Raw genomic sequence first — 12,156 nt, 5'->3', positions numbered from 1 at the left:
GCCTCTTTTTCATTCATTTAAAACAAATCAATCTACTATAGGCATACTAGGCATAAGTAGAAGGAAAAGCAGTCAGTAATCAAAAACTAATCTAACACTTCTTCAAAAAATTGTAATAGATCCGCTAGTGACAATTGCTCTTTTTCTTCTTTAGACAAATCTTTCACGATCCGTCCTTTTTGTAAAACGATCAGACGATTCCCATAATTCAAGGCATCTTCCATCCGGTGGGTGATCATCAAGCAAGTCAAGTGTTGTTCAGTAATCCTGCGATTGGTTAATTGCATCAATGATTTGGCAGTTTTAGGATCGAGCGCTGCTGTATGTTCATCTAATAGCAGCAACTCAGGCGCTTCAATGGTCGCCATCAACAAACTCAATGCTTGGCGTTGCCCTCCTGATAATTCCCCAGCTGGCGTATCTAAATGCTGCTCCAACCCATTTCCAACTTCTTGACACAATTGATAAAATGTTTCTCTTTGGTTCTTTAGGTTACGGAGACGAAGGGGTCTTTTCTTTCCTCTTTTTTGAGCCAAAAGCAAGTTCTCTGCTACTGTCATCCTTGGAGCTGTGCCCATCTTAGGATCTTGGAACACCCGAGAAAGAAAAGAAGCCCGTTTTTCTTCTGTTTCTTTCGTGATATTCCGCTCTTTAAAAGCGATCGACCCTTGACTTAATTGTAATGTTCCTGCGATCGTGTTGAACAGCGTACTTTTTCCCGCACCATTACCACCAAGGACCGTAATAAAATCGCCTTTATTGATTGTCAAATCAATTCCATCTAATAATACTTTTTCTTCATTCATGCCATTGCTAACGACTTTTTTTCCATTTTTAATTGTGATGATCGCTGTCATGGTCAAACCTCCTTTTCAAAACCGGTTTTAAGTTTCAATGCTTGTTTTAACTGAGGAATCATCAAACAAATGGCTAAAATAATAGCGGAGAAGAGTTTGAGATATGTTGTGTCAAACCCAAGTTTAATGACGATCAGGATCAATAATTGATAGATGATGCTTCCCACGACAATGGCAATCAAGCGTTCTGCTAACGTTAATTCGTGGAAAATCACTTCTCCAATAATGATAGAAGCTAACCCGATCACGATGACACCAATTCCTTTATTGACATCGGCATACCCATCATTTTGTGCAATCAATGCACCTGATAAAGCAATAACACCATTTGAAAGAGTCAATCCTAAGATTTTCATTCGATCTGTTTTGATCCCTAAGGAACGAGCCATCGTTTCGTTGTCTCCTGTCGCGATATACCCTTGACCTAAATCGGTATTGAAAAAGAACAGTAAGACACCAATCAAGAGACTTAATGCAAGCAAGCCAAGTAACACGGTATCAAAATAGTCAGGTAAATGAAGACCATTGAACGTATCTTGTAAAATCGAATGATTCAATAAAGAAAGATTTGGTGTGCGCATCACGAATAAAATCACCGAGTTTAATCCAGACATGACTAAGATTCCGGCAAGGATCACGGGGATCTTTCCTTTGGTATACAACAGCCCCGTAACTAGTCCGGCAAGCATGCCTGCACCAACGCCAAGCAGTGTTGCTAAAACCGGTGAGATTCCGTGAGTGATAGCTGTTACACAAACTGCTCCACCTAATGGAAATGATCCTTCAGTCGTCATATCAGGAAAATCCAAAATCCGATAAGTCATAAAGATTCCTAATCCTAAGATTGCCCATAACATCCCTTGTGAAATTGCTGATACGATCATTGTTCATCCCCCTCGTCTTTCGGTTCTTCTGAAACATTTTTAGCTTCTTGCTTTATTGAATCAGGAATCGTGATCCCTAATTTTTCCGCCTGTTTTTCATTGATGATGACATCGCCTTTATCAAAGACGTAAACAGGTGTCGTTGCTGGTTTTTCTTTTCCTAATGCAAGAATCGCAGCCATTTTCCCACTTTGAACACCTAAATCATATTGATTGATCCCGATCGTTGCCAAGCCACCTTGTTCGACCATTGAATCAACTGAAGGGATCACTGGGATCTTCGCTTTATCAGCTTCTTTTACCACTGTCTGCATAGCATTAGCAATTGTATTGTCTAAAGGAACATAAATGAAATCCACTTGTTGACTCATCACTTGGACAGTTTGGGCGATTTCATTCGTAGAAGGTACAGCATATTTTACTGAAGTTAAACCTGCTTTTTGAATCGCTTTTTCTGCTTGGCTTACTTGGTATTTTGAATTATCTTCTGAAGAAGCGTATAAAATTCCGACTTTCTTCGCATTCGGCATCAATTCAGCGCCTAACTTGATTTGCGCTTCAACAGGAGGCTGATCAGATACGCCTGTGATGTTTCCACCTGGTTCTTTTAAAGAGTTCACTAAGCCGGCACCAACTGGATCTGTGACCGCACCTAAGACTAGTGGGATCGTATTCGTTACATTAGCTAAAGACTGAGCAGCCGGAGTAGCGATCCCTACTAGGACATCTGGGTCAGCTTGTACTAATTGTTGACTCATGGTGGCTAATTTACTTTGATCTGCTTGCCCGTTTTGAAAGGAGATCGTTAAATTTTTTCCTTCCTCAAGCCCTGATTGTTTGAGACCGTCTTTGATCCCACGGTAAATTTCATCTAATGCCGGATGGCTCACATATTGCAAAACCCCAATGGAAACAGTTTGATCCGTTTCTTTTGGTTTCGATTCAGTAGAAGCAGGCGTTATTTTTTCATAAATAAAGGTTCCTACTAAGTAAAGCATAATAAGTGCAACAACTGTGATCAAACGTTTATTTTTCATTTTTCTTCCCCCTCATTCCTTTAATCATTATTATTCAAGTCTGGTTTATGACACGAACTGACAAAAAAAGACAATCACCCCAACGGTAATTGTCTTCTTACATACAAAAAACCGCATAGATCGAATCTATGCGGTAGTCAAATTTCTTGTCCAGCATAGATACAAATTTTAGATTTGTACTCTAAAAAGTTGTATCTACGGTCAAAGTTCGCCATCAATACAACTTATCTACGCCAGTTACGCCAAGCTTGAGTTGTTCCTGCTAAAAATTGGTTTGATAAGTTCATTGTGGATCACCCTTTCCTTAATAATTAATCTAAGTCTAATCGAATTTAGCATGTTCGTCAACTGTTTTTTTATTCCGTCTTATTTCCAGCATTAAGATCTGTTCCCAGTTGAGCATTAGTCGAAGTCGTTTGCGTTTCTTTCCCAAGTTCTTCTTCTAATTTCTTGATATTCGCTAATGGCAAACGATTTAATTCGGGAATCAGCTGCGTAGGGAAATCACTTAACTGATTTGCGTTATAGACTAAGCGATTGGTTTCTTTGCCATTTTGGAAAAAGATTACCGTCAAATGCTCTTGCTTTAAATCGTAGCATTGTTCTAATTCATTGACCTGATAAACCAATGGGTAAAAATAAATAGGGCGATTCAATTCCGCCATTTTTTTTGGATCATGAAAAATGTCCATTAATGCTTGATACATTTCTCCACTTGGCACACTGAACAAAACTGAAATAGCTTTACTTTCTTCAATTGTTTGCGAGGCTTCATTGATATTCAAAGGTTTAAGCTTAGGAGAATCGATGTCTGCATAGACTAAGCTCTCCACCTGTGCTTCTCTAATATTTTTAGGAAAGACAAACATCGTGATCGTAATGACCAGTGAAACAAGGAATACGAATAATAAACGCATAAAATAGCGTTGTGGATGCGTATCGAAATCAGCCAAAAAATGATGGTATTTGACTTTGATGGTCTCACTTATCTCTTTCCACATAGCGATCACCTTCTTTTTCGTTTTCTTTTATTATACCTAAGTTTGAGGTAGATAGAAAAAAATACATTTAAAGAATATCGATTATTTTTCAATCCAGTATCTTTTTATGATCAAATCAGTTGATAACTACCTAGTAAATTGGTCTTTCTACGTTTTTTTCGTTATAATGAAACTACTTATGAAAAGAAATGAGGAATGAACCATGTCCTTTGATGGTGTCTTTACTCATGCAATGATCAATGAATTGCGTGAGACTCTATTATCTGGTCGGATTTCTAAAATCCACCAACCTTACGAAAATGAAGTCGTATTAGTGATTCGCTCACGTGGTAAAAATCAGCGTTTGCTCTTATCTGCACATCCTAGTTATGCTCGAATCCAGATCACTCAGATCGACTATCGAAATCCAGACACACCACCGAACTTTGTGATGATGTTACGCAAGCATCTTGATGGGGCAATTTTGGAGTCGATCGAACAAATCGAAAACGACCGAGTGATCCACTTTCATTTCACGAAACGAGACGAACTAGGAGATCTCCAAAATATCATTTTGATTGTGGAACTCATGGGTCGACATAGCACGATCATCTTAGTGAATAAAGAATCAGGAAAAATCTTAGATGCGATCAAGCATATTGGTAGTTCACAAAACACTTATCGTTCCCTTCTGCCTGGTGTAGACTATATTGCTCCACCTGAACAAAACCAGCTGAATCCCTTTAGTCAGGAAAAAGAAAAAGTCTTCCATCGGCTTTCTCAAATGGACTTGACACCAAAAGGAATCCAACAACAATTTCAAGGAATCGGTTTTGATACTGCGCAAGAATTGGTAGCTCGCTTAACAGAACGCCCCAATGAAAAAATGTTGGTATGGCAAGAATTCTTCACAGCAATCGACACCCAATGCTCCCCTAGCCTTTATGAAGTAGCGGAGAAAGAATATTTTACGCCGATCAACTATCGTTTCTTTGATTCAAATACGCAACAAAAAAAGATGTACCCGACTCTCAGTGCGTTATTAGATGCGTTTTATCAAGAAAAAGCAGAAAAAGACCGTGCCAAACAACAAGGTGGCGAGCTCATCCGCAAGATTGAAAACGAGCTTAAACGAAACAGAAATAAACTGAAAAAACGGGAGCAGACTTTAAAAGATTCGGAAAATGCCGAAGATTATCGTAGAGATGGCGAACTATTAACTACTTTTATGGCTCAAGTACCTCGGGGCGCAAATGAAGTAACATTGCCTAATTATTATGAAGAAGATCGGCCGATCACAATCAAGCTTGATCCAGCATTAACGCCCAATCAAAATGCCCAAAAATATTTCCATCGCTACCAAAAACTAAAAAATGCCGTCAAATTGATTGGTAAACAGATCGAAGAAGCCAAAAATGAGATCGATTATTTAGAATCTGTCTTGTCCCAATTAGAGATTGCTGGACCTATGGATATCGAAGTGATCAAAGAAGAATTGACAGCAGAAGGTTATTTAAAAAAGAAATCTTCGAAAAAACAAAAACGCAAGAAACCTTCACAGCCAGATCAATATCTTTCTACTGATGGTACGTTGATCTTGGTAGGGAAAAACAATCTTCAAAATGATCAACTTTCCTTAAAAACGGCGAAGAAAACAGACTATTGGCTCCACGCCAAAAATATTCCTGGCTCTCATGTCATTATCAAAAGTGACCAGCCATCTGATGAAACGATAACTGAAGCCGCTGAATTAGCTGCTTATTTCTCAAAATACCGTCATTCTGCCCAAGTACCAGTGGACTTGGTTCAAGTCAAGCATTTGCGCAAACCGAATGGCGCAAAACCAGGCTATGTGATTTATGAAAATCAAAAAACGATCATTGTTACTCCGGAAGAAGAAAAGATCAACAAGATGAAACAGATGACTAACTGATGTAATGCAATTTAATCTAGTCAACAGTATCGCATCTAGCCATCATCGATGAGTAAGCACTCCCCTTTTTATTCGCTAACATGACAAGTGCCCGTTCCAGAAAATATCGGATGATTTTTCTGGAACAGGCACTTGTTTCTATTATCTAGCTTTTCCCCTCAAGTTCCTTTTTTAAGACCATGATATTGCCTTTTTTAGTGGAGATGTTTATAGTGTTCGCCTCGTCTTTTGTCTGCTCTTTAAACTGATTAGTTATTTCCCCGAACGTACTACTTAAATCAAAACGACTAATAACGTCTTGTGACTGCACCCACTTCACATGACCACTAGCACTTTTCACTGTTGCTTCTAAAGGGACTTGCTGACTGACGATAACCGTCCCTGAATCATTTCCTACCGATAAACCACCAGTTAAATCCGTCAATACCAATTTCCCAGAGCCATTTTTTATCGATGTGTCTCCTGCTTGTTTTTCAATAATCGTAGTCCCTTTCATATTACGGGCAGTCAATCGTTGAATCGCTCCTGATGAAACAATATTTTTTCCTTCGATATTATTCAATTCCATTTTTTCACTCATCGTTGAGAGAACTTTTATTACCCCACTGTCAGTCACTACCCGGATTTTTCCTTGACCATCAGAAAGAATTGTTTTTCCAACTTTATTTTTTATAGCCAGCTCAGAGAAAAATTGATGGACACTAACATCGGAAGATTGGCTGTTTATTTGGATTGCTTTACTATAAACATCGGTTATGCTTATTCGTCCTTTTTTCATCTTCAAGTTAATCTTTTCTGCATATGTATGATTTAACGTTACTTCTCCTTGTTCTAAGTTAAAACGAAGGGATTTATGTTTGGTATTTTCCGGAAGATAAAAAATGATCTCAACTTTCCCCATGTTTTGTGACCAGTCAAAAAATCTTGGGTGTCCAATGGTCAAGTTCATTTTGCTGCTACTCATGCTGAACAGCTGTTTTTGATCTTGCTTTCTGATATGACCCTTGACTTCTACTTTCGCTGTTTCATTTTCGGATAGTTGGATTACACTAATATCTACTGGATATGTGGAAGACACATTCAACGACTCAATCGCATTTGCTTTAAGTTCTATGTCTCTTGTCAAAAATTGCCCTTGATAAACCCAGCTGTGATTGAACACAAGTAATAGGTTACATAAAAAACTAACTATTCCCACAAAATAAACTAGAAACAATCTCTTCCTTACCTGCTCAGGTTTCTTTAATACAATAACGAAGCATAACGAAAATAACGACGAAGCCACGGCTCCCCACATCATAACCTGTTCATAAATCAGATAATATAGCACCATCATCAAAAAATAGAAACTAGTCACTAGCAATAAAATTTGGAACAAAAACAAGAATAACTTACCTAGTTTGATCATCCAACGTTTTAAGCAAGAATTACGCTTCAATTTATATTCACGTACCAGGTCTTCGCCAGCAATTATATCTTGCTTTGCTTTCATCGCTTTTTCTAAGCGCTGGTCTTCATAATAAGCTTCAGCAATTTCTTGCGGACTTCCCAGAGCTTTTAAAATTGCTTCACAAGATTCTCCTTCTGCCATCCTTACTTTGATTTCTCTTGAAAGATCTGCTTTTATTTCAAGAAAAGCTTCTTTATCTTTTTCTAAAAATAATCCTTCTAACGCTTCAAAAAAATCATTCATTTGCTCTCTCATCTTCCTCCTGTTTTAACAACGCCACATTTTCTACAAACACCATCCATTCCTTATTTAACTCAGCCAGATATTCTTTTCCCAGTGAAGTGATTTGGTAGTATTTGCGTGCAGGTCCTCCTTTTGATTCTTTAAGGTAGGTCACACAATACCCTTCTTTGACAAATCGTCTCAATATTGGATAAAGCGCTCCTTCTGTAAGCGGAATATTTTTATTGACCAATTGGGTAATTTCATAACCATATCGATCCTTATTTTTCAGTAAATAAAGAACGCATAATTCCAATACACCTTTTTTAAATTGATTTGATTTTCTCAATAACTTCACCTTCCATAATCCATGCTGCCATGTTTTCTTTTTCTCTATTTTGAGTCTACCTTATTTTTCCCCCCTAGAAAAGAAAAAGGTGGACAGAAAGTCTTGAGAACCTTGTGTTAGACTGATTCTCTAACGCATTCCCATTTATTCCCCGTACACCTTTTTTCCTGATCTACTTGTACTTGATTTTGAAATCTACTTTTGTTTTATCTGCATATTTCACTTTAAAAGCAAATTTTTTCAACCCTTTTTGATTCGCATCTAACTGTTCCATAATATGCGTTTTGATTTCTTCTTGACTGCTTGTTTTTGCATCTAGTCCTACAAACAGTGTTTCGACATAGGTCTGCGCTTTTGCATCCTGTAACTTAAGACCTGTTTGTTCATTTTTGACTTCTGCTTTGATTTTGCCATTTGACTTGACTTCATAATCTAGTTTGATTTTCTCTTTCTGATACTCGATTTCAATTTCAATTTCTTTTACCAATGAACGTAGCGCTGAATCGCCTGGTACGTTGGTGTTTTCTTCTTTCTCAGGTTCATCTTTTGGGACGGTTGGCTTGTCGACAGATCCAATTGTCCCAATGTTTATTGTACTGTAATTAGGTTTGTTGATGACAACGACTTTCAATTGGATATTTTGGTTATTTGCCATACTTGTCAAAATACCTATTGCTTGATATGTACTTTGCGCCATTCTTTTAGTAATTCGTTGTGCTTCAGTCGAAGAATAACCAAGAGCCAACCAAACACGTTCTTTTTTCAATGAATCATACATGCGCTGAATGGACGCTTCTGTTGGTTCTAACACTATTCCCGTTACAGCTATTAAGTCTGCTTTGGTAAAACTCATGATCTTCTCATACTGGTTTTCTGAAATTACTGTTGCAGCAGAAACATCTGGTGAGCTTGCCAAAGTAGTGGCTCCAGTGGATAGAATGATTCCCGCTAATAATAAACCTGTCAATTTTTTCATTTTCATATGTATTCCTTCTTTCTGATATATGTAAGTATTTCTGTGTTGCACCACTAATATATAATGAATAGTACTTAGTGTCAAATAATAGCAAAAAAGTTAATCGTCAGCGTTTGGTTTATCTGTTGCTATCTTTGAACGGGTTCATCCAAGCACTTCACTCTTGTCTTTCATGACAGCAAAAAAACGAGTAGGATGTCGAATGCCACCCTTACTCGTTTGTTAAAAACAGGCGTTTTGTTGATTTCTTCTCACTTTCTTTGTTCTTTTAAAAAGCTGGAATATTTGCGCCTTTAGAATTTTTCTTAATATACTCAGCGACTTCTTTCGTCGTCATTGCTTTTTTCAATACGTTGATTTTCTCGCTGTCTTTTTCCCCTTCTCTCGTTACCAATTGCAAAGCGTAATGTTTGCTGGCAGCTTCATCTTCCAGTAAAATCGCATCTTTGGTCGATAAGCCCGCTGGTTCTAAGTAAGCAGGGTAACAAAAGACCATCGCAATGTCCTTTTCATCGTAGGCTTTTACTAGATTCAATAAATCGATTCGTTCAAATTGAAGATTTTTAGGATTGTCAACGATATCCGCCACTGTACCGTTGAACCCCATGTTATCCTTTAATTTGATAACACCATTTTTATTTAAGATCGCTAATGCCCGACCTTCATTTGTTGGATCGCTTGGAATACCGACTTTAGCATTTTTGGGCAATTGATCAGCATTCTTATAATTTTTGGAATAAAAGCCTCCCGCAAAATAATAAATGGGTTGAACGGCGACTAAATCTGCTTTTTTTTCCTGATTGAACATTGCCATAAACGGTTCATGCTGTGCAAAATTGGCATCTGCTTCATCATGTTGAACGGCATCATTATAAGCTACATTGTCACTTACTTCCATAATATCAATGGTGTAACCCTGTTTCTCCACTTCTTTTTTGGCAATCTCCAAAATATCTTTTGATGACTCTAACTGAACAGCCACTTTGATTTCCTTTTTGTCTTTATCCGCTGAATGACCTCCACAAGCTGCTAAAGTTAAGATCGCAATCATTGCGAAACCAATCAAATAAAACTTCTTCATTCTTCTTCCTCCTATTTTCGTTTATCCAGTGTCTGAGCAACAAAGTTTCCCAGCATTTGTAAAATAAAGACTAAAAAGATCATGATCACAATGGCGACATACATGACCCCATATTCATAGCGTTGATAACCGACACGAACAGCAAAATCACCGATTCCGCCACCGCCAATGACTCCCATGACAGTCGAATAGGAAACCATACTGACAGTCGTCGTCGTATACGCCAAGACTAAACCACTTCTCGCTTCTACTAGTAAAAAATGCCAGATATATTGAAAGCGAGTCGTCCCTAATGAATTGGCCAATGCATAAGTTTCGTCAGAAACATCCAGCAAAACCTGTTCAACTAGCCGGGCAAAGATGGTGATCGCAATGATACTAAGTGGTACAGAAGCTGGTATAGGACCAAAGGCTTTGCCTAATACCGCGCGAGTTACTGGGATCAACGCAATCACAAATAATAGATATGGAAAAGAGCGGATCACTGTGACTAAAAAATTCAAAGTCCAATAAATCCAAGGATAATGACCTCGAACTTTAGGATTCGTCAAAAACAACCCTAAACCTAGTGGCAATCCGCCAACCACACACACGCCCATCGAAATAGCCATCATGATGCCCGTTTCTTCGAGACTGGTCAGTAGGGCTGGCCAATACTCCATCATGCTTTGTGAATGAATCATTGCGCTAAGCTCCTTTTTATTTTTTCAAAATACGTCAAGTTTTCTTCCGTAAATCGTTGTGGGTGATTTCTTAACTCGCCAATCAACTCGCCATTTTCCATGACCAAAATTCGTTGGCATAAGCTTTTCACTGTTTCTAATTCGTGACTAACAAAGAAAATTGTCGGCTGGAATTCTTCATGGACTTTATGCAATAAACGAATCACACTTTCCGTATTTTCTTCATCTAGTGAGCTGGTGGCTTCGTCACACAATAAAATTTCTGGATCACGTGTCAACGCCCGAGCAATCGACACTCGTTGCTTTTCACCGCCAGATAGTTTTACTGGATATACAGCAGCTTTATGAGCCATCCCAACAAAATTTAATAAATAATCGATTTTTTCACGGTTCTTTTTCTTTTGCAGCTTCAATGGTAATTCTACATTTTCATAAACCTTTAAGTTATCTAATAGATTATGGTTTTGGAAAATCATCCCCATTTTTTGTTTTTGCTGCCTTTTTTCTTTTTTGTTCAACTTTTGAACGGCCACACTATCGATTAGGATTTCCCCACTACTAGGTTCTTCCATTAAGTTCAACAAACGAAGTAACGTGGATTTACCAGAACCGCTTTTCCCAACGATTCCGATGATCTCACCTGGTTCGATTGTCAAATGAATATTCTTTACCGCTTGCGTGCCTTCATAGCTTTTAGTTACATTGATCAATTCAATCATCTGTTCCTCCAATGAAAAATAGTACACCTTATCAAACTGTTTGATAAAAATAGATAAATCAGCTTATTGGTTTTCTATTTAAATAAAAAACGCTTCCTAAATACTAACTGTTTCTATAATGGCGGAGTATTCGTAAAAAAGCAACTTTTTTACTCATCTTCTATCTGTTTTTTAACTGTATTAATAATGGTGTTTTATAAACCGATTTATCTGTATCTTTTAAGAACCCTCACTGTAACAAGCATGTATTCTATCTATTGCCATTAATCACCATAAGCTAACAACGTTGTTATTTCTTTTTTCAACAAATTCAGTTTCTTTTTCATAAAAACGAAAAATAGGAGGAAAAGAAAAAGCGGTCAAACGATCGCTGTTGCCGATCATTCAACCACTTTTTCAATGGCTCTATAATTTGAGAGCGGGACAATAGTTCTTTCTCAAAAAGAAAATAAGTTCGACTTTGATGGCTAGTGTCAAAATCGAACTTATTTTTTCTATTATGTACACTTTCCTCTCCATATATTTTCCTAATTTTCTTAAATTTAATGCCATCAGTGCCAAACCAATATCAATCGTTGCTCCTTGTTTCCCACGTAAATGGAAACGATGGAACGCCAAGTGAGTCTTTAGATGCCCGAACACTGGTTCGACCTCGATTTTCTCCTCTAAAAGCTTTTTTCTGCATTCTGCTTTGAAATAGCGCCCATTATTATTTACTTGAATTTTTCGCTTTTGTTCACTTTTCGCACGCGTACATTAACGACGGACTGGACAGTTCCGACAATCCTCACATTCATAGATTTTGAAATCTTGAATAAAGCCACCTTTATCTTTCGACTATCATTTTTGAACGGTATCGGACGATTCGCTGGGCAAATGTATTCATCTTGTTCTTCAAGGTAGTGCCAGTTTTCCACGTTAAATGGATTCTCCTTGTATTTCTTTTTGTTTTCTTTGTGATAACTTAGGATTTTTTTGATTAATC

General features: G+C 37.7%; 11 protein-coding genes and 1 pseudogene. 1 reads left to right on the top strand and 11 read right to left on the bottom strand.

Features of this window, described 5'->3' with window-relative positions; genetic code table 11:
• Positions 1–86: 86 nt before the first annotated feature.
• From AB3H93_RS03310 to AB3H93_RS03295, 4 genes are all read right to left on the bottom strand, one after another.
• The gene (locus tag AB3H93_RS03310; RefSeq protein WP_034697918.1) at positions 87–857 is read right to left on the bottom strand and encodes an ABC transporter ATP-binding protein; all 771 of its coding nucleotides are present in this window, start codon (positions 855–857) and stop codon (positions 87–89) included.
• Between the two features lie 2 nt (positions 858–859).
• A complete protein-coding gene (locus AB3H93_RS03305) occupies positions 860–1,741 on the bottom strand; it encodes an ABC transporter permease (RefSeq protein ID WP_010737553.1) in 882 nt (293 codons plus the stop codon).
• A complete protein-coding gene (gene trpX / locus AB3H93_RS03300) occupies positions 1,738–2,778 on the bottom strand; it encodes a tryptophan ABC transporter substrate-binding protein (RefSeq protein ID WP_368020121.1) in 1,041 nt (346 codons plus the stop codon). The genes AB3H93_RS03305 and trpX overlap by 4 nt, the downstream gene beginning before the upstream one ends.
• Positions 2,779–3,134: 356 nt before the next feature.
• Positions 3,135–3,779 carry a hypothetical protein gene (locus AB3H93_RS03295; protein WP_368020120.1) on the bottom strand — a complete coding sequence of 215 codons (645 nt, stop codon included), beginning with the start codon at positions 3,777–3,779 and terminating at the stop codon, positions 3,135–3,137.
• A 202-nt stretch (positions 3,780–3,981) separates the two neighbouring features.
• On the opposite strand from AB3H93_RS03295, the gene efbA reads away from it, so the two are divergent.
• Entirely contained in the window at positions 3,982–5,691 is a 1,710-nt protein-coding gene (gene efbA, locus AB3H93_RS03290; RefSeq protein WP_368020119.1) for a fibronectin-binding protein EfbA, read from the top strand.
• 145 nt (positions 5,692–5,836) lie between these two features.
• Here efbA and AB3H93_RS03285 read toward each other — a convergent pair whose 3' ends face one another.
• From AB3H93_RS03285 to AB3H93_RS03255, 7 genes and pseudogenes are all read right to left on the bottom strand, one after another.
• Positions 5,837–7,384 carry a DUF4097 family beta strand repeat-containing protein gene (locus AB3H93_RS03285; RefSeq protein WP_368020118.1) on the bottom strand — a complete coding sequence of 516 codons (1,548 nt, stop codon included), beginning with the start codon at positions 7,382–7,384 and terminating at the stop codon, positions 5,837–5,839.
• Complete coding sequence (locus AB3H93_RS03280; RefSeq protein WP_368020117.1) at positions 7,377–7,712, bottom strand: PadR family transcriptional regulator; 336 nt, start codon at positions 7,710–7,712, stop codon at positions 7,377–7,379. The genes AB3H93_RS03285 and AB3H93_RS03280 overlap by 8 nt, the downstream gene beginning before the upstream one ends.
• A 172-nt stretch (positions 7,713–7,884) precedes the next feature.
• Positions 7,885–8,694: a YusW family protein gene (locus AB3H93_RS03275; RefSeq protein ID WP_368020116.1), complete on the bottom strand. Its 810-nt coding sequence runs from the start codon at positions 8,692–8,694 to the stop codon at positions 7,885–7,887.
• Between the two features lie 262 nt (positions 8,695–8,956).
• The gene (locus AB3H93_RS03270; RefSeq protein ID WP_088775142.1) at positions 8,957–9,769 is read right to left on the bottom strand and encodes a MetQ/NlpA family ABC transporter substrate-binding protein; all 813 of its coding nucleotides are present in this window, start codon (positions 9,767–9,769) and stop codon (positions 8,957–8,959) included.
• Positions 9,770–9,780: 11 nt separating this feature from the next.
• Positions 9,781–10,452, bottom strand: coding sequence for a methionine ABC transporter permease (locus tag AB3H93_RS03265; RefSeq protein ID WP_094940265.1), 672 nt, complete (start codon positions 10,450–10,452; stop codon positions 9,781–9,783).
• Entirely contained in the window at positions 10,449–11,171 is a 723-nt protein-coding gene (locus tag AB3H93_RS03260) for an ATP-binding cassette domain-containing protein (protein ID WP_081129050.1), read from the bottom strand. The genes AB3H93_RS03265 and AB3H93_RS03260 overlap by 4 nt, the downstream gene beginning before the upstream one ends.
• A 405-nt stretch (positions 11,172–11,576) precedes the next feature.
• Positions 11,577–12,136: pseudogene (locus AB3H93_RS03255) on the bottom strand (transposase); the annotation flags it as partial.
• Between the last annotated feature and the right edge of the window lie 20 nt (positions 12,137–12,156).

Source organism: Enterococcus sp. C74 (assembly GCF_040887125.1).
Classification (GTDB): Bacteria; Bacillota; Bacilli; order Lactobacillales; family Enterococcaceae; genus Enterococcus_B; species Enterococcus_B hirae.
The sequence above is the reverse complement of the archived record's forward strand: the minus strand, read 5'-3'. Positions and strand labels throughout refer to the sequence as shown.

Bases quoted from the DNA above. Each gene is read 5' to 3' on its own strand.
- AB3H93_RS03285 (WP_368020118.1), bottom strand. From the start codon at position 7,384: ATGAATGATTTTTTTGAAGCGTTAGAAGGATTATTTTTAGAAAAAGAT.
- AB3H93_RS03295 (WP_368020120.1), bottom strand. From the start codon at position 3,779: ATGTGGAAAGAGATAAGTGAGACCATCAAAGTCAAATACCATCATTTT.
- AB3H93_RS03310 (WP_034697918.1), bottom strand. From the start codon at position 857: ATGACAGCGATCATCACAATTAAAAATGGAAAAAAAGTCGTTAGCAAT.
- AB3H93_RS03275 (WP_368020116.1), bottom strand. From the start codon at position 8,694: ATGAAAATGAAAAAATTGACAGGTTTATTATTAGCGGGAATCATTCTA.
- AB3H93_RS03305 (WP_010737553.1), bottom strand. From the start codon at position 1,741: ATGATCGTATCAGCAATTTCACAAGGGATGTTATGGGCAATCTTAGGA.
- AB3H93_RS03270 (WP_088775142.1), bottom strand. From the start codon at position 9,769: ATGAAGAAGTTTTATTTGATTGGTTTCGCAATGATTGCGATCTTAACT.
- efbA (WP_368020119.1), top strand. From the start codon at position 3,982: ATGTCCTTTGATGGTGTCTTTACTCATGCAATGATCAATGAATTGCGT.
- trpX (WP_368020121.1), bottom strand. From the start codon at position 2,778: ATGAAAAATAAACGTTTGATCACAGTTGTTGCACTTATTATGCTTTAC.
- AB3H93_RS03265 (WP_094940265.1), bottom strand. From the start codon at position 10,452: ATGATTCATTCACAAAGCATGATGGAGTATTGGCCAGCCCTACTGACC.
- AB3H93_RS03260 (WP_081129050.1), bottom strand. From the start codon at position 11,171: ATGATTGAATTGATCAATGTAACTAAAAGCTATGAAGGCACGCAAGCG.